Origin of the sequence: Mycobacterium sp. GA-1199 (genome assembly GCF_001500045.1) — a bacterium.
GTDB lineage: Bacteria > Actinomycetota > Actinomycetes > Mycobacteriales > Mycobacteriaceae > Mycobacterium.
On the sequence record NZ_LQIX01000012.1, the window covers coordinates 245,830 to 269,725 of the forward strand.

The following is a 23,896-nucleotide window of genomic DNA, read 5'->3' on the forward strand; positions in this document are numbered from 1 at the left end:
GACTTACGGTCTCGTTCGTCATCGCCCGACTCCACTAGAACACGTTCTAGAATGACCTGGGTCACACCGGCCTTGACCAGCGCAGAAATCACAATTGTGATGTCATTTTCGGAGCTTTGACACCCCGAACGTGTTCTAGTTAGTATGATCCGGCTCACCGAGAGCAACGTTTGACCAAGGGGTGGGAAGTCCGCCGTGACAACATATTTCACCTCTTCGCCACGACCACGACGCGCCGAACATCCCGACCCCCGAGAACGGAGCAAAGGTTGATCGAACAGCTCGCGGCCCCGGCTCGGGCCGTGGGCGGGTTCGTGGAGATGTCGTTTGACACGTTCGCCAAGACGTTCCGGCGGCCGTTCCAGTTTCGGGAGTTCCTCGACCAGACGTGGATGATCGCGCGCGTTTCGCTGGTGCCGACCCTGCTGGTCGCCATTCCTTTCACCGTGCTGGTCGCGTTCACGCTCAACATCCTTCTTCGCGAGATCGGCGCCGCGGACCTGTCGGGCGCCGGTACCGCCTTCGGCACCATCACCCAGCTCGGCCCGGTGGTGACCGTGCTGGTGGTGGCGGGTGCCGGTGCGACCGCGATCTGCGCAGACCTGGGCGCGCGCACCATCCGCGAGGAGATCGACGCCATGCGCGTGCTGGGCATCGACCCGATCCAGCGGCTGGTGGTGCCCCGCGTGCTGGCCTCGACGTTCGTCGCGTTGCTGCTCAACGGCCTGGTCTGCTTGATCGGCTTGTCCGGCGGTTACGTGTTCTCGGTCTTCCTGCAGGGCGTCAACCCGGGCGCGTTCATCAACGGGTTGACGGTGTTGACGGGCCTCGGTGAGCTCGTCATGGCCGAGATCAAGGCTCTGCTGTTCGGGGTGGTCGCCGGACTGGTCGGCTGCTATCGCGGCTTGACCGTCAAGGGTGGCCCCAAGGGCGTGGGCACCGCGGTCAACGAGACCGTCGTCTACGCGTTCATCTGCCTGTTCGTGATCAACGTGGTGATGACCGCGATCGGCGTGAGGGTGCTCGAGCGATGAACGCTTGCGTGAAGAGCAGAGGGGCGCGATGAGCTACGACGTCACCGTGCGCTTCCGCCGTTTCTTCAGCGGTGTGCCCAGGATCGTCGACAGCATCGGCGAGCAGGCCCTGTTCTACGGCGAGACGATGCGCTACCTGCCCAACGCGGTCCGGCGGTACCGCAAGGAGACGGTCCGCAACATCGCCGAGATGACGATGGGCACCGGCGCGCTGGTGATGATCGGCGGCACCGTCGGCGTCGCGGCGTTCCTGACGTTGGCCTCCGGCGGCGTCATCGCCGTCCAGGGCTACAGCTCGCTCGGAAACATCGGTATCGAGGCGCTGACCGGGTTCCTGTCGGCCTTCCTCAACGTGCGCATCGTGGCCCCCGTGATCGCGGGCATCGCGTTGGCCGCGACGATCGGCGCGGGCACGACCGCGCAACTGGGCGCCATGCGGGTGTCCGAGGAGATCGACGCCGTCGAGTCGATGGCCGTGCACTCGGTGTCCTACCTGGTGTCCACCCGGCTTATGGCCGGCATGGTCGCGATCATCCCGCTGTACTCACTGTCGGTGCTCGCCGCCTTCTTCGCCGCGCGGTTCACCACGGTGTTCATCAACAAACAGTCGTCGGGCCTCTACGACCACTACTTCAACACCTTCCTGGTGCCGACGGACCTGCTGTGGTCCTTCCTTCAGGCGATCGTGATGGCCATCGCGGTCATGCTGGTGCACACCTACTACGGCTACAACGCATCGGGCGGGCCGGTCGGGGTCGGCATCGCGGTCGGCCAGGCCGTGCGGACCTCGCTGATCGTCGTCGTCACCATCACCTTGTTCATCTCACTCGCCGTGTACGGCGCGTCCGGCAACTTCAACCTCTCCGGGTAGGCGGGGACGATGTCAGACAACGAGGCCAAGCGCAGCCACGTGAGGATCGCCGCGGCGATTCTCGCGGCGATCCTGCTCGCGGCGACGGTGTTCACCTACCTGGCCTACACCGCGGCTTTCACGCCGGTGGACACCGTGAACGTCACCGCTCACCGAGCGGGTCTGGTGATGGAACGCGACGCCAAGGTCAAGTACCGGGGAGTGCAGATCGGCAAGGTCGAGTCGATCGAGTACGCCGGCAACGAAGCCAAGCTGACGTTGGCCATCAACCGCAACGAGATGCGCTACATCCCCTCCAACGCCAATGTGCGGATCGGCAGCACAACGGTTTTCGGCGCCAAGTCCGTCGAGTTCCTGCCTCCGGCGCAGCCGTCGGGCCAGCAGCTGAAGGCCGGCGCGACAGTGGCCGCCAAGGATGTGCAGCTCGAGGTCAACACGCTGTTCCAGACGTTGAGCGATGTGCTCAACAAGATCGACCCGATCAACCTGAACGCCACGCTGAGCGCGGTGGCCGAAGGTCTGCGGGGCAACGGCGACGATCTCGGTGCGCTGCTGGCCGGACTGAATTACTACCTGCAGCAGCTCAATCCGAAACTGCCCACGCTGCAAGAGGATCTGCGCAAGACCGCCGTGGTGGCCAACATCTACGGCGACGCCGGTCCGGATCTGGCCCGCATCATCGACAACGCACCGGCGATCAGCGACACGATCGTCGACGAGAAGGACAACCTCAACGCGGCGCTGTTGGCCGCCACCGGGCTGGCCAACAACGGCACCGCCACATTCGAACCCGCCGAGGACGACTACATCGCGGCGATCCAACGGCTCCGCGCACCGCTGAAGGTGGCCGGTGACTATTCACCGGTCTTCGGCTGCATGCTCGAGGGCACCGCGCTGGCAGTCGACCGGTTCGCACCCGTCATCGGCGGTATCCGGCCAGGCCTGTTCGTGGCGTCGAACTTCCTTCCCGGCTCGCCCGGCTACACCTACCCCGAGAGCCTGCCCATCGTGAACGCCACCGGCGGGCCGAATTGTCGTGGCCTGCCCAATGTTCCGAGCAAGCAGTTCGGCGGATCGTGGTACCGCTCGCCGTTCCTGGTCACCGACAACGCGAATGTCCCGTACCAGCCGAACACCGAGTTGCAGTTCGATGCGCCGTCGACGCTGCAGTGGCTGTTCAACGGGGCGTTCGCAGAACGGGACGACTTCTAATGCGCGGCGACAAGACGTTGCTCTACGTCAGCATCTTCACCGTGGTCATGCTTCTGGTGGCCGCGGGACTGGTGGTCGTGTTCGGCGAGTTCCGGTTCACCGCCGAGAAGGGCTATCACGCGACCTTCACCGACGCCTCCCGGTTGAAGGCGGGTCAGGACGTGCGGATCGCCGGTGTCCCGGTCGGAACCGTCGGCGACGTCAAGCTCAACCCCGACAACACGGTCGACGTCTCCTTCGATGTCGACAAGCGCTATCAGCTCTACACCTCGACGCGGGCGGTGGTCCGCTACGAGAACCTGGTGGGCGATCGGTATCTGGAGATCACCTCGGGACCGGGAGAGCTGCGAAAGTTGCCGGCCGGCAGCACGATTCCCAAGGAGAACACCCAGCCCGCGCTCGATCTGGACGCGCTGCTCGGCGGCCTGCGGCCGGTGCTCAAGGGTCTCGACGGTCAGAAGGTCAACGAGGTCAGCAACGCGGTGATCGAGCTGTTGCAGGGCGAGGGCGGCGCGCTGTCGAACCTGTTGTCCACCACGAGTGCATTCGCTCAGAATCTCGCCGCCAGGGACCAACTCATCGGTGACGTCATCAACCACCTGAACACCGTGCTCGGAACCGTCGACGAGAAGGGTGCGCAGTTCGACGCCAGCGTCGACCAACTGCAGCAGCTCATCACGGGTCTGGCCGAAGGCCGCGATCCGATCGCCGGCGCCATCGAGCCGCTCGCGTCGGCGGAGAACAACCTGACCGACATGCTGCAGAAGTCACGCAGGCCGATACAGGGCGTCCTCGAGAACGTCCGTCCCTTCGCGCAGCGGATGGATGAGCGCAAGGCCGACGTGAACAAGGTGATCGAGCCGCTTGCAGAGAACTACCTGCGGCTCAACGCTCTTGGCGCCTACGGTTCCTTCTTCAACATCTTCTACTGTTCGACGCGTTTGAAGATCAACGGGCCGGCGGGCAGCGACATCCTGATCCCACTGGGCGGTCCGCCCGATCCGTCGAAGGGGAGGTGTGCGCCGAATGTCGAGTAGACCCGATGATTCGAACCCGTTGCGCACGGGCATCTTCGGCATCTTCCTGGTGGCATGCTTGGTGCTGGTGTCGTTCGGCTACAGCAGCTTGCCGTTCTTTCCGCAGGGTAAGCCTTACGAGGCGTATTTCAGCGACGCGGGCGGCATCATCCCCGGCAATGACGTCAACGTGTCGGGCATCAAGGTCGGCAAGGTCACCGGTGTCGAACTGGCCGGGGACGCGGCGAAGGTCCTGTTCACGGTCGACCGCGACATCAGGGTGGGCGACCAGTCGATGGTCGCGATCAAAACGGACACGGTGCTCGGCGAGAAGTCGTTGGCGGTGACGCCGCAGGGAAGTGGTGAGTCGACGGTTATCCCGTTGGGACGCACCACGACTCCCTATACGTTGGCCACGGCGCTGCAAGACCTCGGGCAGACCGCGGGCGAGCTGGACAAGCCGCGGTTCGAGCAGGCGCTGCAGGCCATCACCGACTCGCTGCGCGATGCGACCCCGCATCTGCGCGGTGCGCTGGACGGGGTGGCGAACCTGTCGCGCAGCCTGAACAACCGCGACGAGGCGCTCGGGCAGCTGCTCGGCCACGCCAAGCGGGTTTCCGACACCCTGGCGCAACGCGCCGGTCAGGTGAACCAGCTGATCGTCGACGGCAACCAACTGTTCGCCGCGCTCGACGAGCGGCGTCAGGCGCTGAGCAACCTGATCGCGGGCATCGACGATGTGTCACAACAACTTTCCGGTTTCGTCGCCGACAACCGTCGTGAGTTCAGGCCCGCGTTGGAGAAGCTCAACCTGGTGCTGGACAACCTTCTCGAACGGCGCGAACACATCAGCGAAGCGCTCAAGCGGTTGCCGCCGTATGCCACCGCCCTCGGTGAGGTGGTCGGATCGGGCCCCGGATTCCAGATCAACCTGTACGGACTGCCGCCGGCACCGATAGCCGAGGTGCTCCTCGACTTCTACTTCCAGCCGGGCAAGTTGCCCGACAGCCTCGCCGACATGCTGCGCGGTTACATCTCCGAACGCCTGATCATTAGGCCGAAGTCACCATGACCCAAGCGACTTCGACCCTGACCCGCAACCGCTGGCTGCGGCCGACGCTGGCCGCCCTGCTGGTGATAGCGCTCGCCGTCGGGGTGTACCTCGTGTGGCCGACCCGGGTCGGCAACAAGGTGACGGCGTACTTCACCTCGGCGGTCGGGCTCTATCCCGGCGACGAGGTCCGCATCGTGGGGGTCCCCGTCGGTACGGTCGACTCGATCGAACCGCGGGTCGGCGACGTGAAGGTCACGATGACGCTGGACCACGGGGTCCAGGTGCCCGCCGACGCCAAGGCGCTCGTGATCGCGCCGAACCTGGTGTCGGCCAGGTTCGTTCAGCTCACACCGGCCTACACCGGCGGCACGGCGATGGCCGACGGTGCGGAGATCGGGCTCGATCGCACCGCGGTGCCGGTCGAGTGGGACGAGGTCAAAGAGCAGCTCACTGCGCTGAGCGCGCAACTCGGGCCGAAACCCGGTTCGATGCAGGGCCCGCTGTCGACCGTCGTCAACCAGGCAGCCGACACCTTCGACGGCAACGGTGACACGTTCCGCGAAGCGTTGCGGGAGCTCTCGCAGACCGCCGGCCGGCTCGGCGACTCGCGCACCGACCTGTTCGGCACGATCCGCAACCTGCAGGTGCTGGTGAATGCGCTGTCGAACAGCAACGAACAGATCGTGCAGTTCTCCAACCACGTCGCGTCGGTGTCGCAGGTGCTCGCGGACAGTTCGGCGGGCCTGGACAACACGCTCGCCACGTTGAACCAGGCGCTGGGCGATGTGCAGGGCTTCCTCAACGAGAGCAACAGCGCGCTGATCGATCAGGTCACCAAGCTGACCGACTTCACCAGCATCCTGACCGAGCGCAGCGAGGACATCGAGCAGATCCTGCACATCACGCCCAACGGCCTGTCGAACTTCTACAACATCTACAACCCGGCCCAGGGCACGGTGGGCGGCCTGCTGACGCTGCCCAACTTCGCCAACCCGGTGCAGTTCATCTGCGGCGGTGCATTCGAAGCGGCTCCCACACCTGACAACTTCAAACGCACCGAGATCTGCCGCCAACGCATGGGCCCCGTCTTCAAGCGCATCGCGATGAACTTCCCGCCGCTGCTGTTCCACCCGATCAACAGCATCACCGCCTACAAGGGCCAGATCATCTACGACACCCCCGCGACGGAGGCGAAGGCCGAGACCCCGGTTCCGTACCTGCAATGGCAGCCCGCCCCCGGCGTCACTCCGCCGCCGGTGTCCGCGGACATGGACCTCAGTTCGCTGATGGCTCCCCCCGCGCCGGACACGGCCCCGGGTGCCGCGCATGCCGGCGGCCCGCTCGCCCAGGCTCCTGCCGCCGAGTCGGACGCTTCGGTCGGCGACCCGTCTCAGGCCGCCGAACCCGGCGATCCGGTCGCTCCCGTACCGATGCCTGCCCCGCTACCGGGTGGAGGTGCACCGTGATCCGCAAAATAGTGGCGATCCCTTCGCTGGCGGTGCTGCTGGCGGGCTGCTCGTTCGGCGGGCTCAACTCGTTGAACATGCCGGGCACCGCCGGGCACGGCCCCGGTTCCTACGAGATCACCGTGGAACTGCCCGACGTGGCGACGCTGCCGCAGAACTCGCCGGTGATGGTCGACGACGTCACCGTCGGAAGCGTCTCGGGTATCGAGGCGGTGCAACGCTCCGACGGCACGTTCTACGCTGCGGTCCAGTTGTCGCTGGACGAGAACGTCAACCTGCCCGAGAACGCGACCGCGAAGGTGGCGCAGACCTCACTGCTCGGTTCGCAACACATCGAACTGTCTTCGCCCACCGACGCTCCCGGCGTCGGCCAGCTCAAGAACGGTTCGCACATCCCGCTCGATCGGACCGGGCGCTACCCGACCACCGAGGAAGTTCTGTCCACTCTGGGCGTCGTGGTCAACAAGGGCAATCTCGGTGCGCTGCAAGACATCACCGACGAGACGTACAACGCGATCGCGGGACGTCAGGGCTCGTTCACCGACCTGATACCGCGGCTCGCCGAGCTGACCAGTTCGCTGGACCGCCAGACGAACGACATCATCGCGGCGATGGAAGGCATAGACCGGTTCGCCGGGATACTCGCGCGCAGCAAGGACAGCCTGGGGCTGACACTCGACCGGCTACCGGCGGCGTTGAAGGTGCTCAACGACAATCGCGCCAACATCGTCGAGGCGTTCACGGCGCTGCGCAGCTTCGCCACCATCGCGGCCCGTGTCCTCGAGCAGACCAAGGACGACTTCGCGGCCGACTTCAAGGATCTCTACCCGGTGGTCAAGGCGTTCAACGACAACGCCGACTTCTTCATCAAAGATCTCGAGCTGTTGCCGACCTTCCCGTTCCACTACAAGTACCTGCGCAACGCGGTCCGCGGTGACTACCTGAACGTGTACACCACATTCGACCTGACCCTGCGGCGCACCGGCGAGTCGGTCTTCACGACGTCGTGGGGGCTCGACCCGAACATGAAGCGGATGCATGAGCTCATCACCCCGCCGGACTTCATGACGGGCTCGCTGGCGAACCTGTCCGGTCAGGCCGCAGACCCGTTCGAGATTCCGCCGGGCACGGCGACACAGCACGGGGAGGGGCCGTAGATGCTGTCGCGCCTGACTCGTATCCAGCTGTCGATCTTCGCGATCGTCACCGTGCTGACGGTGGGCGCGATCTCGATCTTCTATCTGCAGTTACCGGCCGCGGTCGGCATCGGCACCTACCGGGCGACCGCCGACTTCGTCGCCGCCGGCGGGCTGTACGAGAACGCGAACGTCACTTACCGCGGGGTGACGATCGGCCGGGTCGAATCGGTCGCTCTCTCCGATGACGGCGTCGTGGCCAAGATGCGCCTCAACAGCGGCACACCCGTACCGGAGAACGTCACCGCGACGGTCAAGAGCGTGTCCGCGGTCGGCGAACAATACATCGACCTGGTTCCTCCGCCGGACGCGTCGAGCGCCACGTTGCGCGACGGATCCAACATCGGGGTCGACCGCACCGCGATCGGGCAGGACATCGCCGGCCTGCTGGATGAGGCCGAGAAACTCGTCACGAGCATCGGGGACAGCCGCATCCAGGAACTCCTCCGCGAAACGTTCAAAGCCTTCAACGGGTCCGGACCCGAACTGGCGCGGATGATCCAGTCGGCGCGGATGCTCGTCGACGAGGCCAACGCCAACTACGGGCAGGTCAACCAGCTCATCGACCAGGTGGGTCCGTTCCTCGACGCGCAGATCCGCGGCGGCGACGACATCCGCTCGCTGGCCGACGGGCTGGCCCGGTTCACCACCGAGCTGGCCAACGCCGACCCGCAGTTCCGCTCGACGCTGCAGACCGTGCCCGGAGCGGCGGCCGAGGCCAACGAATTGTTCAGCGGGATCCGGCCGTCGTTCCCGGTGCTGGCCGCCAACCTCGCGAACTTCGGACGCATCGGCGTCATCTACCGCAAATCGCTCGAACACGCGCTCGTGGTGTTCCCGGCGTTGATGGCGGCGCTGCTGACGGTCGGTGGCGGCCTGCCCGCCGATGAGGGCGGCAAACTCGACTTCAAGATCGACCTGCAGGACCCGCCGCCGTGCCTGACCGGGTTCGTGCCGGCGAGCGAGATGCGCAGCCCGGCCGACGAGACCCTGCGCGAACTGCCCAAGGACCTGTACTGCAAGGTGCCGCACAACGATCCGTCCGTCGTTCGCGGCGCGCGCAACTATCCCTGCCAGGAATTCCCGGGCAAGCGTGCCCCGACGATCCAGCTGTGCCGCGACCCGCGCGGATACGTCCCGATCGGCAACAACCCGTGGCGTGGTCCGCCGGTGCCGCTGGGAACACCGATGGACGTGATGGAGGACGACACCCCCGAGGACGGCCGCAACATCCTGCCGCCCAACAAGTTCCCCTACATCCCGCCGCAGGTGGACCCGGAACCGGGCCCGCCGGCGGTGCAGTTACCGCCCGGCGTCCCGCCCGGTCCCGGCCCCGCGCCGCATGCCCCGTTCCCGCTTCCGGTGCCGCCGAACGAGGTCCAGCCGACCCTGCCGCCCGCGTGGCCGTTCTTCAGCCCGCCCGACCACGTGGTGCCGCCGTACGGCCGGACACCGCCGCCCCCGCCCGCCGGAACCCTGCCACCGCCTGCGGCCCCCGGTTCCCCGCCGGCGGGTGGCCCGCCGCTGCCCGCCGAGGCGCCCCCGATGGCATCGGCACCGGCCGGCCCGCGCTTCACCACATACGACCAGAACGGGCAGTTCGTCGACCCCGAGGGCGGAACTGGCGTCATCGCGGCCGCGACTGACAAACTGGCGCCTGCAGAAAACTGGGTCGACCTGATGTTGGCCCCAAGACAGGCGTGAATGACGGAGGTTCGGCTTCGGTGAGCACGAGCGGTGGGCCCACGCGCGCGGCGCAGGGGACGACCAGCCAAACAGCACCGACGGAGACCAAGCCGAGGCCGGCGCGGCGTCGGCGCGCGTCGCGGGCCGCCGGTCCGGCGCGGGGTGAGACGACGGCGACGGCAGTGCGCGTCGAGGCGCCCAAACCTGTCACGGTCCGGCTGGCGAAGCCGGCGGCCCCCCCGCCGCGCAGGCAACCCAACCGCAAGCTCGTCGCGACGGTCTTCCTGGCCGCCGCCGCCGTCGCCACGGCAGTTCTTGTGGGGCTCGGCGCGCTGATGGTCGTTGAGCAACGCGATACCGAGGCGTCGCTGGCGCGCGAGCAGGCTTTCGTCGACACGGCCAAGCAGCTGGTGGTGAACATGTTCAGCTACGAGCAGGACACCATCGACTCGAGCGTCGACCGGTTCGTCAACAGCACCAGCGGACCGCTTCGCGCGATGATGACCGAGGGCAACAACACCGAGAACCTCAAGATGCTGTTCCGCGACACCAACGCCAGCGCGGAAGCCGTGATCAACGGCGCCGCGCTGGAGAAGATCGACGAGGTCGCCAACAACGCCGCTGTGCTGGTGTCGGCGCGGGTCACCGTCACCGACCTGGACGGCAACAACCAGCCGTCGCAACCGTATCGACTGCGCGTCATCGTGCACGAGGACGACAACGGGCACATGACGGCCTACGACCTCAAGTACCCCGACGGTGGGAACTGATGCGCGCATCGTCGAAGAGCCCAAAGACGCCGTGGACCGCGCGGATCGTCGGCGCGCTGTCGATTCTGTTGGCGGTCGCGTTCGTGGCGTCGGCCGGTGTGGGCGGGTGGCTCTACTGGAACCGCGTGGAGCAGCGCGGCGAGCTGGCCGCGCGCAGCGAGTTGGCGCCGTTGGCCGAGCGGCAGATCCCGAAGGTGTTCGGCTACGACTATCAGACCGTCGAGCGCACGCTCAACGAGGTCTACCCGATGCTCACCCCGGATTATCGCCAGGAGTTCCGCGACCGCGCGGACAAGGACATCATCCCGCAGGCGCGCGAACGACAGTTGGTCAGCCAGGCCCATGTCGTCGGGGTCGGCGTGCTCGACGCGCATCGTGAATCGGCTTCGGTGATGGTGTATTTGAACCGAACCGTCACCGACAAATCGAAGGAACCCGTCTACGACGGCAGCCGCTTACGGGTCGACTATCAGAAGGTCGACGGCAAGTGGCTGATCCAGTACATCACTCCGATTTAGACCTCGTCGAAGCCAGCGCATCCAAGAACGCGCGGGCCCAGCGGTCGACGTCGTGCGCGAGCACCTGCCTGCGCAGCGCCCGCATGCGGCGCCTGCCCTCCTCCGGCGCTTGGTTCAGCGCGGCCTCGATGGCGTCCTTCACGCCCTCGAGGTGATGCGGATTGGCCAGGTAGGCCTGACGCAATTCCGCTGCGGCGCCGGTGAACTCGCTGAGGACCAACGCGCCGCCCAGATCACTGCGGCAGGCCACGTACTCTTTGGCGACGAGGTTCATGCCGTCGCGCAGCGGGGTCACCAGCATGACGTCGGCCGCGACGAAGAACGCGATCAACTCCTCACGCGGCACCGGGCGGTGCAGGTAGTGCACGATGGGATGACCGACCTCACCGTATTCGCCGTTGATGTGGCCGACCTGACGCTCGATGTCCTCGCGCATCTCGATGTAGCTCTCGACCCGCTCCCGGCTGGGTGTCGCAAGCTGGACGAGCACGGTGTCCTCGCGGTTGGCCCGGCCCTCGGCGAGCAGTTCGGACAACGCCTTGAGCCGGACGTCGATGCCCTTGGTGTAGTCGAGCCGGTCCACACCCAGGAGGATCTTGCGGGGGTTGCCCAGCTCGCTGCGAATCTCCTTGGCGCGCTGGCGGATCGAGCGGGACCGTGCCTGCTGGTCGAGCGCCGTCGAGTCGATCGAGATGGGGAAGGCGCCGACCTTGACCGTGCGGAACCCGAAACTGACCTCACCGAACCGTGACCGTACCCCGATCGTCGCTCGGGATGTGTTGGCGCCGACCAACCTTCGAGCCAGGATGAGGAAGTTTTGCGCACCGCCGGGCAGATGGAATCCGACGAGATCGGCACCGAGCAGTCCTTCGATGATCTCAGTGCGCCACGGCATCTGCATGAACAACTCGACCGGCGGGAACGGAATGTGCAGGAAGAACCCGATGGTGAGGTCCGGTCGCAGCATGCGCAGCATCTTGGGGACCAACTGCAGCTGGTAGTCCTGGACCCACACGGTGGCGCCCTGCGCGGCGTGTTTGGCGGTGGCCTCCGCGAAGCGCCGGTTCACCGCCACGTAGGTGTCCCACCACTCGCGGTGGTAGATCGGCTTGACGATCACGTCGTGGTACAGCGGCCACAGGGTCGCGTTAGAGAAGCCTTCGTAGTACATCGCCACGTCGTCGGCGGACAGCTTGACCGGGCACAGGGTCATGTCGTCCTGCTGGATGGGCCCGTCGTCGGCGTCGGGAACGCCGGGCCAACCGATCCACGCCCCGCGCCGGCGGCGCAGCAACGGTTCGAGGGCGGTGACCAAGCCGCCCGGACTTCGCTTCCACGTCGTGCTGCCGTCGGGCAACCGCTCCATGTCGATCGGCAGGCGGTTGGCCACCACCACGAAATCGGCGTTGCCGGAGCCGGCCCGTGGACCGTCCCCTGAAGTCACTTACGCCTCGAGTTTCGAGGGCCCAATGCCGAGCATCGAGAGAAACACCCGGCATTCTTCGGCGTCTTTCGCGTACGCGGCGACGACGCGACGCGCCTGGCGCGCGGTGCTGTCGGCGAGCGGTTCGACGTCGCCGAGCTCGGCGGGATCTGATTTCGCAGGCATACGACAACTGTATGCGAAAGGCGGACCGCGCCGGTCCGCTAACCCCCTGACTAGGGGCTGTGGCTGAACACCGGGGCCGGCGGCGGTGTCACCGTCTGCGCCTGCGCTTCCTCGGCCAGGCCGATGCAGCCGCCCTGATTGTGGCCGATGCACGGAACACCCATGACCTCGGGGACATCGGGGTTACCGGGTTGCGTGGTGAACACCGAGCCGGCGTTCGGCACCGTGTGGGGCACGCAGTTGCCGGTGAACTGGTCCGGCTCCTCTCCGCCGGAGCACCCCTGAGCCTGTGGCGCAACCGGGATCGTGGGTGTCGCGAAGACGGAGACCACCGGTGCCGCGGCGATCGCAACCGCAAAGCCGCCGGCAAGGATCAGCCGTTGTACAGGGGACTTCAAGCTCGCCATTGTCACGCTTTCTGTAGTGATCAACCGTGCCTTGGCAGGGATTCTATGGAAGCCGAAAGCTTTGTGCACAGCTTCGCGAAATGGATACCTGCCCGACTACGGGCTGGAACTGATGGTGGAGCGAGGCTGCGCGGGCGGGCCGGCCGCGGCTTCGTCCTCGGCCAACCCCAGGCAGGCGCCGGCATTGTGCCCGATGCAGGGGATGCCTTGGATTTCCGGAACATCCGGGTTTGCCGCCGTGACCTGGAAGGGAGGCGGTGCATTCGGGACCAGGAACGGCACGCACGTCATGGTGAACTGGTCCTGCTCCTCACCCCCCTGACAGCCTTGAGCCATCGCGGTGCTCGGTTCCGACACCACGTGCAGGGCGGCCATGGGACCTGCTGCGGCTGCGACCGATACAGCGCCGGCGAGAACAAGTCTCCGCAGCGGGGCCGAGTAATTCGCCATTCCGCGATTCTAGGAGCCGATCCGTTGATTCGCGCACCTTTGCCGTCGACGACACGTCGGGATATGGGTCGCACCGATACCGGTGACCCGGCAACGGATTACGGGAAACGCACAACGTGGCACCCCTGGAGCAGCGATGCGGGACGCACCGTAATGTGCAGTTGATCGAACTACCCAAACGAGGTGATCCGCGATGGCGAGCCCTGATCTGACGAGCGCCGATGCCGGAGGCGGTGCAGCGCAACAGGTGACGTACGAAACGCTCGACGAGGGCCAGATCGCCCGCGTCTGGCTGAACCGACCGGATGCGCAGAACGCCCAGTCCCGCACCCTGTTGGTGCAGTTGGACGAGGCGTTCGGTCGCGCAGAAGCCGATGACAATGTGCGGGTGGTCATCCTGGCCGCGCGCGGCAAGAACTTCTCGGCTGGACACGATCTCGGGTCGGAAGAGGCGATGCTCGAGCGCACGCCGGGCCCGGCCCAGCATCCGACGTTCCAATCGCACGGCGCCACCGTCCCGGCGATCGCCGAGCGCACCTATCTGCAGGAGTGGCACTTCTTCTTCGAGAACACCCGCCGGTGGCGCGATCTGCGAAAGATCACGATCGCCCAGGTGCAGGGAAACGCGATATCGGCGGGCCTCATGCTCATCTGGGCGTGCGATCTGATCGTTGCCGCCGACGACGCGAAGTTCAGCGACGTGGTGGGCGTGCGGATGGGAATGCCCGGCGTCGAATACTATGCCCACCCATGGGAATTCGGCGCCCGCAAGGCCAAAGAGCTTCTGCTGACCGGTGATTCGATCGACGCCGAGGAAGCGTACCGCCTCGGGATGGTGTCGAAGATCTTCGCCCACGACGAACTCGAGGACAAGACACTCGAATTCGCCCGCCGGATCGCCGAGCGTCCGACGATGGCGGCGTTGCTCATCAAGGATTCGGTCAACGCCGCCGCCGACGCGATGGGGTTCACCGAGGCGTTGCGCCATGCGTTTCACATCCACGAACTCGGACATGCCCACTGGGCGGCGCACAACGAGAACCGCTACCCGGTCGGGCTCCCGCCGAACGTGCCGGACTGGCGCACACTGGGCGCGCCGAAGCCGGCCCGTCGTGACGAGCCGTGACGTATAACTAGAACCTGTTCTAGCTACGGCGAAGGGATCTGCGGTGGAGTTGTCCTTGACGGGTCGGACGGTGTTGGTCACCGGCGGTGGCAGCGGCATCGGCAAGGGTGTGGCGGCCGCGGTGGTGGCGGCCGGCGGTAACGCGATGCTCGTCGGCCGCAACGCCGACAAGCTGGCCGGCGCGGCCGACGAGATCAAGGCGCAGGGCGGTCCCGGCGGAGTGCTCTACGAGCCGGCCGACGTGACGAACGAGGACGAGGTCGCGCGGGTCGTCGAGGCCACCACGGCTTGGACGGGCCGACTCTACGGCGTGGTGCACTGCGCAGGGGGCAGCGAGACGATCGGACCCATCACCCAGATCGATTCCGAACTGTGGCGACGTACCGTCGATCTGAACATCAACGGCACCATGTACGTGCTCAAACATTCGGCGCGCGAGATGGTGCGCGGTGGCGGTGGATCGTTCATCGGTATCTCGTCGATCGCGGCGAGCAACACCCACCGCTGGTTCGGCGCCTACGGCGTCTCCAAGGCGGGCATCGACCACATGATGCAGCTCGCCGCCGACGAACTCGGCGCCTCCTGGGTGCGCGTGAATTGCATCCGCCCCGGCCTGATCCGTACCGAGCTCGTCGCACCGGTACTTGAATCCCCGGAGCTGCGTGGCGACTACGCCGCCTGCACGCCGCTGCCGCGGCCGGGTGAGGTGGAAGACATCGCCAACGCCTCGCTCTTCCTGCTCAGCGATGCGGCCGGATTCATCACCGGTCAGGTCATCAACGTCGACGGCGGACAGTTGGTGCGACGGGGACCCGACTACTCGTCGATGCTCGAGCCGCTCTTCGGGGCCGAGGGTTTGCGGGGAGTCGTCTCCAACTAGCGGCCCCACCCACGTGAGGGCGCGGTAACGTCGGCCCGTGGTCACCTTGGATCGGCTGGTCAACGTGCTGGGCAGCTATGGCGTACGCCTGCGCTTCTGCCCGATCCCGCGTTCGACGGAGTTGGGCAGCGTGGTGATGCACGAGGTCACCGAGGGCCGCACGGTCACCGGTGACGTCCTGCTGGCGATCGGGGCGCGAACGGTCAACGAGGCGCTGCGGTGGGCGGTTTCGGCGCGCGCGCTGGTGGTGCTGCTCCGAGACGGCGACGACGACACGACATTTGCGGGCATGGTCGAGGGCGTCGCGGTGATGGTCGTCGACCCGGCGGTGCCCTGGAGCGAACTCTCCGCGATCGTCTACGGCCTGGTGCTGGAGGGGCGGGAAACGGAATCCGGCCGCGGCCCAACGGATCTGTTCGCTCTTGCCGACAGCCTGGCCGAATCGGCGGGCGGCGCGGTGACCATCGAGGACCCGCTGTCCCGCGTGCTCGCGTACTCGACGATGCAGGAGAACGCCGACCCCGCCCGCGTCGCGACCGTCATGAATCGGCAAGCGCCGCAGTGGTTGCGGGAGTACTTCGAATCACAGGGCGTGTTCGCCCATCTCACGTCCTCCGACGAACCGATGTTCGTCGCGCCGAACGCCGATCAGGGCCTGTCCGGTCGCACGGTGGTCGCGGTGCGCTCGGGTCGAGAGCTCATGGGCGCGGTGTGGGTCTCCTCTCCCAAGCCGTTGGCGGAACCTGAACGCACGGCGCTGACCGACGATGCCCGGACCGTCGCCCTGCATCTGTTGCGCTCGCGCGCCAGTGCCGATCTCGAACGCCAGGTCGAATCCGATTTGGTGTTGCGGCTACTCGACGGCAGTGCCGACGCCGCGGCATCGGCCAGCAGGCTCGGCCTGTCGCAGGGACCGATGCGGGTCATCGCCGTGCACACGTCGATCGGTGGTGAGCGGGATGCGGCGCTGCTGTTGGCCTTCGAACGCGCGACCGCCGGCTTCGGCTGGTCGCGTCCGGGTCGCAGCGCGCTAGCGGGCAACACGATCTACACCTTGATGCCGGGCGAACGTGTCGCCGGCGCCCGCAAATGGGTCGACGCCTTGAAAGCGGCGCTCCCGGAACGGGTGACGGTGGTGGCAGGCATCAGCAAGGCGGCCGCGGCCGTCGACCTGCCCGCGGCGCGGCAGGAGGCCGATGAGTGCCTGGCGCTGCACGAGCTCGGCCCGCATGACGCCGTGCCGCCCGCGTACGACGAGTCGTGGGACGAGATCCTGCTGCAGCGGCTGCGAACGGCCGCACGGTCGGGACGTACGCCGGACCGCGGACCGGTCGCCGAATTACGCCGCCACGACCAGAACCACGCCACCGAGTACGTCCCGACGCTGCGCGCATATCTGGAGGCGCTGGGTGATCCCGCCCAGGCGGGGCACCGCCTCGGAGTCCACGAGAACACGGTGCGGTACCGCCTGCGCAAAATGGGTGAGATCACCGATCTGCCGCTGGAGGACGCCCGCAAGCGCCTCGCCATGATGATCGAACTCGCCGCGATCGACACCGACTGAACCGTCGCGATCGGACCCCACCCGACCAGGTCATTGTCGGATCACCACAACGGCCCCCCGGGGGATTGTCGGGCCGGGGCAAGTCCGAACGCGCTCGACCGGCCGACCATGGAGTCAACGAACACACGTTCTCAGCGATGGAGGGATTGCAATGGTCGGCGGCGAGCGGATTGACGGTGGACCGCGGTCTGCGATCGTGGTCGGCGCCGGCATCGTCGGCTTGTCAACGGCGTGGTTCCTGCAGGAGCGCGGTGTCAACGTCACCGTCGTGGACCGCAGCGGGGTCGCCGAGGGCGCCTCGTGGGGCAACGCCGGATGGGTAGCGCCCGCGCTGACGCTGCCGTTGAACTCGCCGAAAACGCTGCGCTACGGCCTGCGCTCCTTGCGTGACCGCAACGCCCCGCTGCACATCCCGCTGACCATCGACGGGGCGTTGTGGCTGTTTCTGATCCAGTTCGCCGCGAACTCCCGCTCGTCGGTGTGGAACCAGGCGGTGGCGGCCAACGTGCCTCTGAACCAGGAATGTATCGAGGCGTTCGATGTCCTGATCGCGAACGGGGTAGACGCCCCGGTGACCGACGCGCCGATCACCGCGATCTTCCGCAGCACCGCCGACGCCGAGAACATGATGGCCGATCTGCGTGCCCTCGAACGCGCGGGGCAGGAACTGTTCGTCACCGGCTTGTCCGGTGCGGCGTTGCGCGAGCAGGTGCCGTTGGCTTCGCCGGCGATCACCGCCGGAATCAACATCAACGGTCAGCGGTTCGTCGACCCGGGCCGTTTCGTACAAGCCCTGGGCCGGGCGGTCGAGGAGCGTGGGGGAAACATCCTCACCCACGACGTGCGGGGCGTGTTCAGCTCCGGCAACGGGATCGTGGTGCAGCCCTACAACGGCAAGCATCTGACCGCCGACAGCGCGGTGATCGCTACCGGCGCCTGGATGTCGCGATTGGCGGGGCACCGACTGCGTGTGCCCGTGGAGTCCGGCCGCGGTTACTCGTTCACCGTGCCGGTGGACCGCCCCATCCCCGGCCCGATCTACCTGCCGGACGCGCGCATCGCGTGTACGCCGTACAAGGGCGCACTGCGAGTGGCGGGCACGATGGAGTTGCGCGATCCGCACGAACCGGCGATCCCCGAGCGGGTCGGTGCCATCGTCGAATCGGCCAGCCCCCTCCTGGAGGGAGTCAGGTGGGCCGAGCGCAGCGACATCTGGGTGGGTCCGCGGCCGATCACTCCGGACGGCCGCCCGCTCATCGGCGAGATGTCGCGCAACGTCTACGTCGCCGGCGGGCACGGGATGTGGGGGCTCGCTCACGGTCCGGTCACCGGCCGGCTCTTGGCCGAACAGATCACGACCGGCAAGCAACCCGAAGCGCTGCGGCCCTTCGATCCCCTCCGCCGCGCGGTCGCGTAGAGCGGCCAACCGACTCTTCGCCCCTCGCGGGCACTGCGAGTCGTCAGGGGCGGCGCTATCACAGCCCATGGCCCGCCCCTGACGGCAACCCCTTTCGAGAAAGGACCACACATGACGCGCACCCGATTCGAGGTGCCCGACGACGCCACTGACACCAGCCGACTCCCAGCTTGATTGCACGGAAGGACCGAAAAATGACAAGTGCGCAGCGAATCTGGATCTCGCGGGCCGCCTACGAGCGCCTGCAGCAGGAACTCGCCACTTTGCGCGAGCTGTGCGCGAACGCGGTCGGCGACGAAGACACCGACGAGAACGCGAGCGCGATCAAGCGGGCGCGTCAGGCGCGTATCCAGCAGATCCACGAGATGCTCATCAACGCTGTCGTCGGGGAGGATCCGCCGGACGACGGTATCGCCGAACCGGGCATGGTGGTCACGGTGCGGTACGACGACACCGCTGAGATCGAGACGTTCCTGCTCGGCGTGCGCAGCGCCGAACACGGCGACATCGAGGTGTACTCCACCCAGTCGCCGATGGGCGCGGCCATCCTCGGTGCCCGCCCGGGGGAGCAGCGCACCTTCCGGACGCCGAGCGGGACCGAGCTCTCGGTCACGATGCTGACGGCGGTGCCCTACGGCATGCACAGCGACGACGGGACGCCTGTGAACGCGGCCGGCTGATCGGCCGGCCGCGCCGGTTCGCTGAATGGCTTTCGGTGCGCGGCGGCGCTACCTAAGATCGAGGTCACGAGATTTGGGTACATGACCCCTGGCCCCGCGCCGAAGGGAGCGTTCCTTGACCGCCGAAGTGACCTCGGTTCCCAAGCTGGAGGTGCGTCGCCCGTTCCCGGCCCGGATGGGGCCAAAGGGCGCGCTCATCTACAAGCTGATCACCACCACCGATCACAAGCTGATCGGCATCATGTACGTGGTCACCTGCTTCGTCTTCTTCTTCATCGGCGGGCTGATGGCGCTGTTCATCAGGGGCGAGCTCGCGATGCCCGGGCTGCAGTTCCTGTCCAATGAGCAGTACAACCAGCTGTTCACCATGCACGGCACGATCATGTTGCTGTTCTATGCGACCCCGATCGTGTTCGGGTTCGCCAACCTGGTGCTGCCGCTGCAGATCGGCGCCCCCGATGTGGCGTTCCCGCGGCTCAACGCGTTCTCGTACTGGCTGTTCTTGTTCGGCGGGCTCATCGCGGTCGCGGGTTTCATCACCCCCGGGGGTGCGGCCGACTTCGGCTGGACGGCGTACGCGCCGCTGAGCAATGCCATGCATTCGCCGGGCGCGGGCGGTGACCTGTGGATCATGGGCCTTGCCGTGGCCGGCCTGGGCACCATCCTGGGTGGGGTCAACATGATCACCACCGTGGTGTGCATGCGCGCACCCGGTATGACCATGTTCCGGATGCCGATCTTCACCTGGAACATCCTGGTGACGTCGGTCCTGGTGCTGATGGCCTTCCCGATCCTGACTGCCGCACTGCTCGCCCTGGCCGCGGACCGCCATCTCGGCGCGCACGTCTACGACCCGGCCAACGGCGGGCCGATTCTCTACCAGCACCTGTTCTGGTTCTTCGGCCATCCCGAGGTGTACATCGTCGCGCTGCCGTTCTTCGGCATCGTCACCGAGATCTTGCCGGTCTTCAGTCGAAAGCCGATCTTCGGTTACACCACGCTGATCTACGCCACCCTTGGCATCGCCGCGTTGTCCGTCGTGGTGTGGGCGCACCACATGTACGCCACGGGTGCCGTACTCCTTCCCTTCTTTTCGTTCACCACCTATCTGATAGCGGTGCCGACGGGCATCAAGTTCTTCAACTGGATAGGCACGATGTGGAGGGGTCAATTGACCTTCGAAACACCGATGCTGTTCTCGATCGGGTTCATGCTCACCTTCCTCCTCGGTGGACTCACCGGCGTGATGCTGGCCAGCCCGCCGCTGGACTTCCACGTGTCCGACACCTACTTCTTGATCGCGCATTTCCACTATGTGTTGTTCGGGACCATCGTGTTCGCGACCTATGCGGGGATCTACTTCTGGTTCCCGAAGATGACGGGCCGGTTGCTCGACGAACGGTTGGGCAAGCTGCACTTCTGGCTCACGTTCATCGGGTTCCACACCACGTTCCTGGTGCAGCACTGGCTGGGCAACGACGGCATGCCTCGTCGCTACGCCGACTACCTGGCGTCCGACGGGTTCACACCGCTCAATGTGGTGTCGACGATCGGGGCGTTCATCCTGGGTATCTCGATGCTGCCGTTCGTCTGGAACGTGTTCAAGAGCTGGCGCTACGGCGAGCCGGTCACGGTCGACGATCCGTGGGGATATGGGAACTCGCTGGAGTGGGCGACGTCGTGTCCGCCGCCGCGGCACAACTTCACCGAGCTGCCCCGGATCCGTTCGGAGCGACCGGCTTTCGAGCTGCACTATCCCCACATGGTGGACCGGATGCGGGCAGAGTCGCATATCGGTAGGCACGCCACGGCAGGTGAATCGCCGTCCGGTTTCGGGCCCCGCACAGAGCCCGACCGCAGCTGACCTCCTCGGCTGCTCAGTCGGTCCGAACCGGTTACGGAATCGATTGCTGTCGTTCGAAAGTCGCGATGATGGCTTCGACCGGCGACCGCCACGTCACACCGAGGTCGCCGGTGGTGGCCGAGTCGTCGGTCGGCGTCGCGGCGGTGAGCAGCAGGGCGGCCTCATAGGTCAGACCGTCGCCAAGGTCGACAACGCCGGACAGCGCCTCTCCGACGATGCTGAGGCCTCGAAACATGCCCTGGCTGACTGGGATTCGCCGGAATCGACGGTTCGTGCCCCGCTCGAGGGCCGAAATCATGTCGTCGAACGCGATCAGTTCGCCCCCGCACACATAGCGGCGCGGTCCGCGGCCGGGAACGAACAACGCGGCATGCACGTCGGCGACGTCACGGACGTCGATCATCTGCATCCCTCCGCGCAGTCGCGGCGCGATGCCCCATCGCACCAGCGGCGCCCATCCACGCTCGGTGACACCCGCGGCGGTGTGGAACGCCGGACCCACCACACTCGACGGGTACGTGATGACCACCGGCGCGCCCTGCTCCTGCAGTCGCCGCGCCACGCGGTCGGCATAGGCCTTGGTCTTCGCGTACGGACTGCGGCCGGGCGCGGTGGGCGTATCGGGACCGATCACGCCGTCGGGCGGTGGGAACAGCGCGCTGTAGCTGCTGACCAACACGACGGGGTCCAACCCGCCGGCCACCGCGCGCGTCAGCACCGCCTCGGTGGCGTGGGCGTTCACCTCCCACATCAGCGCGCTGCGGCGCCTGTCAGTCCCGACGACTCCGGCGCCGTGCAGTACCGCATCGCAGCCGTCGAGGAGCCCCTTCACCGTGGCGGTCTGCCTGATGTCGCCGCTGACCGTTTCGACGTCCCCGAGCTCGGCGAGCTTGGCGAGGACCGGAGCCCCCTCCGCGTCGGGCGCGATGAGCAGGCGTACGCGGTGGCCGGCGCCAAGCAGGGCACGCACGCAGTGGGCGCCGACGTAGCCGGTGCCCCCGGTGACGGCGATCAGCATGGCGGTCTAGGTCATCTCGGCGGCACGGTGCACCGCGTTGACGATCCCCTGATAGCCGGTGCACCGGCAGAAGTTGCCGGACAAACCCTCGCGTATCTCCTCGTCGCTCGGCTTGGGATTGTCGCGCAGCAACGCGGTGATGGAGGTGACGAAACCCGGTGTGCAGAAACCACATTGCAGCCCATGGCATTCGCGCAAGGCGGCCTGCACCGGCGACAGTTCACCGTCCGCACCGCCGATGCCCTCGACGGTGGTGACCTCCATACCCTCGGCCTGGACGGCGAAGATCAGGCAGGAGCGGACCGCGTCCCCGTCGACCAGCACCGTGCATGCGCCGCAGGCGCCGTGCTCACACCCGAGGTGTGTTCCGGTCAACCCACACTTCTCACGCAGGAAGTCCGCGAGCGTGAGGCGCGGTTCCACGGTCGCGGTGAACGTGCGCCCGTTGACCGTCACTTCGACCGGCATCTCATGCATCGCTTGCCTCCGTGATGGCGCAGGACCACGCGCGGGCGACCATCGTCGCCCCGACCTTGGCCCGGTAGGTGGCCGACCCCTGCAGGTCGGATGGAATGTCCTCGAGGCCGGACAGGGCCAGCCGCCCGACCTCTTCGGCGCTGACGTCGTGGACCGGTCGGCCGGTGACGGCATCTTCGGCCACGCTGCCGCGCAGCGGCGTCGAGCCCAGCCCCAACAATCCGATGCCGCAACGACTTACACGGTCGTCGTCGTCGAGTTCAACCGCCACCGCGGCCCCGGCGATCGCGAAGTCGCCGTGGCGGCGGGCGAATTCCTCCAGTGCGAAACCGGACCGTCCACCCCAGACGGGGAAGTGCACGGCGGTCAGCATCTCCCCGGGCTGCAGTGAGGTCTCCCAGAGGCCCGTGAAGAAATCCTTCGCCGCGATCTGCCGGGACCCGGTTGCCGAGACGACGTCCATCTGCGCGTCGAGCGCGAGCGCGACCGCCGCGTATTCCGCCGCGGGATCGGCGTGTGCGATGGCGCCGCCGAGCGTGCCCCTGGTGCGGATCTGGAAGTGCCCGATGTGCGGGGTGGCCAGCGTCAGCAGCGGAACCGATTCCGCCACTTCGTCATCCATTCCGACGAACGAGTGCGGTGTGCCCGCGGCGACACGTACGGCGCCGTCCACCAGGTCGATACTGCGGAGCTCGTCGATCCGGGAGATGTCGACGAGATTCTCAAAATGCGTCAGGCGCATCGCGAGCATCGGCACCAGACTCTGCCCGCCCGCAAGAATTTTCGCGTCCTCGCCGTATTCGGCGAGCATGTCCACCGCCTCCTTCACCGAATCGGGGCGGTGGTAGGTGAACGGAGCGGCTTTCACGGGCGCAGCCGCTCGGTCGGCGCGCTGAGCAGTCGCATCAAGGCGGACTGCAGATCGTCGGCCAGCTCCGCGGTGGGGCTCTTCCTGCGACGCCGGCCGATCAGGAAACCGACCGCCAAGCCACCGGCTACGGCGGCCAGGACCGGTGCCGCGCGCTTGGCCATCGGTAGCGCAACGACTTTCAGCATGTCGATGGAGTCACCGGCATCGGGTTGAGCAGCGACCGCCGCCGTCTCCGTGGTCGGTGCGGTGGTCGCGGCGCCGCCGAGGAGATCCGACTCGAGGTTCTTGGCGAACTGTCCGATCAGGTTGGACGACACGTCGGCCAGGACGCCGCGGCCGAACTGAGCGGCCTTCCCCGAGATGGTCAAGTCCGTGTTGATCACGACGCTGGTCGCGTCGCCCTCGTCCTTGAGTTGCGCGGTCACGACCGCTGCCGCGTTACCACTGCCTCGGGTCTCCTTACCTTGGGCCTTGATGACGACACGGCGAGCGGCCTTGTCGCGCTCCTCGAACGATGCATCGCCGGAGTAGGACACCGTGATCGGGCCGACCTTGACCTTCACCGCGCCGGTGAAGGCGTCGCCGTCGACGGACAACAGCTGCGCACCCGGAATGCACGGTGCGACGCGTTCGACGTCGTTGAGTGCCTCCCATGCCGTGTCCACCGGCACGGCGACCCGGAATTCGTTGTTGAGTTCCACTGTGGCTGT

24 protein-coding genes are annotated in these 23,896 nt (G+C 66.7%); 16 read left to right on the forward strand and 8 right to left on the reverse strand.

Annotated elements, in window-relative coordinates; genetic code table 11:
• Positions 1-269: 269 nt before the first annotated feature.
• The 10 genes from AU198_RS10210 to AU198_RS10255 are packed head-to-tail and all read left to right on the forward strand — an operon-like array spanning position 270 to position 10,823.
• Entirely contained in the window at positions 270-1,034 is a 765-nt protein-coding gene (locus tag AU198_RS10210) for an MlaE family ABC transporter permease (protein WP_064347984.1), read from the forward strand.
• Positions 1,035-1,062: 28 nt separating this feature from the next.
• The gene (locus AU198_RS10215; protein ID WP_064347985.1) at positions 1,063-1,905 is read left to right on the forward strand and encodes an MlaE family ABC transporter permease; all 843 of its coding nucleotides are present in this window, start codon (positions 1,063-1,065) and stop codon (positions 1,903-1,905) included.
• Positions 1,906-1,914: 9 nt separating this feature from the next.
• A complete protein-coding gene (locus AU198_RS10220) occupies positions 1,915-3,117 on the forward strand; it encodes an MCE family protein (RefSeq protein ID WP_064347986.1) in 1,203 nt (400 codons plus the stop codon).
• A complete protein-coding gene (locus AU198_RS10225; protein WP_064347987.1) occupies positions 3,117-4,154 on the forward strand; it encodes an MCE family protein in 1,038 nt (345 codons plus the stop codon). Before AU198_RS10220 ends, AU198_RS10225 begins: the two co-directional genes overlap by 1 nt.
• Positions 4,144-5,205 carry a virulence factor Mce family protein gene (locus AU198_RS10230; RefSeq protein WP_064347988.1) on the forward strand — a complete coding sequence of 354 codons (1,062 nt, stop codon included), beginning with the start codon at positions 4,144-4,146 and terminating at the stop codon, positions 5,203-5,205. The genes AU198_RS10225 and AU198_RS10230 overlap by 11 nt, the downstream gene beginning before the upstream one ends.
• Positions 5,202-6,653, forward strand: a complete 1,452-nt coding sequence (locus AU198_RS10235) for an MCE family protein (protein WP_064347989.1) — start codon at positions 5,202-5,204, stop codon at positions 6,651-6,653. The genes AU198_RS10230 and AU198_RS10235 overlap by 4 nt, the downstream gene beginning before the upstream one ends.
• Positions 6,650-7,810, forward strand: coding sequence for an MCE family protein (locus AU198_RS10240; protein WP_064347990.1), 1,161 nt, complete (start codon positions 6,650-6,652; stop codon positions 7,808-7,810). The genes AU198_RS10235 and AU198_RS10240 overlap by 4 nt, the downstream gene beginning before the upstream one ends.
• Positions 7,811-9,553 (forward strand): virulence factor Mce family protein, encoded by a 1,743-nt coding sequence (locus tag AU198_RS10245; protein ID WP_064347991.1) that lies wholly within the window; start codon positions 7,811-7,813, stop codon positions 9,551-9,553.
• A 20-nt stretch (positions 9,554-9,573) separates the two neighbouring features.
• Positions 9,574-10,305 (forward strand): Rv1363c family protein, encoded by a 732-nt coding sequence (locus AU198_RS10250; RefSeq protein ID WP_064348204.1) that lies wholly within the window; start codon positions 9,574-9,576, stop codon positions 10,303-10,305.
• Positions 10,305-10,823 carry a hypothetical protein gene (locus AU198_RS10255; RefSeq protein WP_064347992.1) on the forward strand — a complete coding sequence of 173 codons (519 nt, stop codon included), beginning with the start codon at positions 10,305-10,307 and terminating at the stop codon, positions 10,821-10,823. The genes AU198_RS10250 and AU198_RS10255 overlap by 1 nt, the downstream gene beginning before the upstream one ends.
• On the opposite strand, the gene AU198_RS10260 is transcribed toward AU198_RS10255, so the two are convergent.
• From AU198_RS10260 to AU198_RS10270, 4 genes are all read right to left on the reverse strand, one after another.
• Complete coding sequence (locus AU198_RS10260; protein ID WP_064347993.1) at positions 10,810-12,267, reverse strand: alpha,alpha-trehalose-phosphate synthase (UDP-forming); 1,458 nt, start codon at positions 12,265-12,267, stop codon at positions 10,810-10,812. The genes AU198_RS10255 and AU198_RS10260 overlap by 14 nt on opposite strands.
• On the reverse strand, positions 12,268-12,432 hold the full coding sequence (locus AU198_RS26150; RefSeq protein ID WP_156431547.1) for a hypothetical protein: 165 nt from the start codon (positions 12,430-12,432) through the stop codon (positions 12,268-12,270).
• Positions 12,433-12,482: 50 nt separating this feature from the next.
• Complete coding sequence (locus AU198_RS10265) at positions 12,483-12,839, reverse strand: hypothetical protein (RefSeq protein WP_064347994.1); 357 nt, start codon at positions 12,837-12,839, stop codon at positions 12,483-12,485.
• A 96-nt stretch (positions 12,840-12,935) separates the two neighbouring features.
• On the reverse strand, positions 12,936-13,289 hold the full coding sequence (locus tag AU198_RS10270; RefSeq protein WP_064347995.1) for a hypothetical protein: 354 nt from the start codon (positions 13,287-13,289) through the stop codon (positions 12,936-12,938).
• Between the two features lie 193 nt (positions 13,290-13,482).
• Between AU198_RS10270 and AU198_RS10275 the strand changes: the two genes are divergently transcribed.
• The 6 genes from AU198_RS10275 to ctaD all read left to right on the forward strand — a co-directional run bounded on the left by AU198_RS10275 (position 13,483) and on the right by ctaD (position 20,820).
• On the forward strand, positions 13,483-14,415 hold the full coding sequence (locus AU198_RS10275; protein ID WP_064347996.1) for an enoyl-CoA hydratase: 933 nt from the start codon (positions 13,483-13,485) through the stop codon (positions 14,413-14,415).
• A gap of 43 nt (positions 14,416-14,458) precedes the next feature.
• Entirely contained in the window at positions 14,459-15,295 is an 837-nt protein-coding gene (locus AU198_RS10280; protein ID WP_064347997.1) for an SDR family oxidoreductase, read from the forward strand.
• A gap of 37 nt (positions 15,296-15,332) precedes the next feature.
• On the forward strand, positions 15,333-16,859 hold the full coding sequence (locus tag AU198_RS10285; protein WP_064347998.1) for a PucR family transcriptional regulator: 1,527 nt from the start codon (positions 15,333-15,335) through the stop codon (positions 16,857-16,859).
• 151 nt (positions 16,860-17,010) lie between these two features.
• On the forward strand, positions 17,011-18,276 hold the full coding sequence (locus AU198_RS10290) for an NAD(P)/FAD-dependent oxidoreductase (protein WP_064347999.1): 1,266 nt from the start codon (positions 17,011-17,013) through the stop codon (positions 18,274-18,276).
• A 194-nt stretch (positions 18,277-18,470) separates the two neighbouring features.
• Complete coding sequence (locus AU198_RS10295; protein ID WP_064348000.1) at positions 18,471-18,956, forward strand: GreA/GreB family elongation factor; 486 nt, start codon at positions 18,471-18,473, stop codon at positions 18,954-18,956.
• Positions 18,957-19,131: 175 nt separating this feature from the next.
• Positions 19,132-20,820, forward strand: a complete 1,689-nt coding sequence (ctaD, locus tag AU198_RS10300; RefSeq protein WP_082690975.1) for an aa3-type cytochrome oxidase subunit I — start codon at positions 19,132-19,134, stop codon at positions 20,818-20,820.
• A 31-nt stretch (positions 20,821-20,851) separates the two neighbouring features.
• On the opposite strand, the gene AU198_RS10305 is transcribed toward ctaD, so the two are convergent.
• The 4 genes from AU198_RS10305 to AU198_RS10320 are packed head-to-tail and all read right to left on the reverse strand — an operon-like array spanning position 20,852 to position 23,887.
• The gene (locus AU198_RS10305) at positions 20,852-21,838 is read right to left on the reverse strand and encodes an NAD-dependent epimerase/dehydratase family protein (RefSeq protein ID WP_064348002.1); all 987 of its coding nucleotides are present in this window, start codon (positions 21,836-21,838) and stop codon (positions 20,852-20,854) included.
• Between the two features lie 6 nt (positions 21,839-21,844).
• On the reverse strand, positions 21,845-22,315 hold the full coding sequence (locus tag AU198_RS10310) for a (2Fe-2S)-binding protein (RefSeq protein WP_064348003.1): 471 nt from the start codon (positions 22,313-22,315) through the stop codon (positions 21,845-21,847).
• Positions 22,308-23,183 (reverse strand): FAD binding domain-containing protein, encoded by an 876-nt coding sequence (locus tag AU198_RS10315; RefSeq protein WP_064348004.1) that lies wholly within the window; start codon positions 23,181-23,183, stop codon positions 22,308-22,310. Before AU198_RS10315 ends, AU198_RS10310 begins: the two co-directional genes overlap by 8 nt.
• Positions 23,180-23,887: an SRPBCC family protein gene (locus tag AU198_RS10320; RefSeq protein ID WP_064348005.1), complete on the reverse strand. Its 708-nt coding sequence runs from the start codon at positions 23,885-23,887 to the stop codon at positions 23,180-23,182. Before AU198_RS10320 ends, AU198_RS10315 begins: the two co-directional genes overlap by 4 nt.
• Between the last annotated feature and the right edge of the window lie 9 nt (positions 23,888-23,896).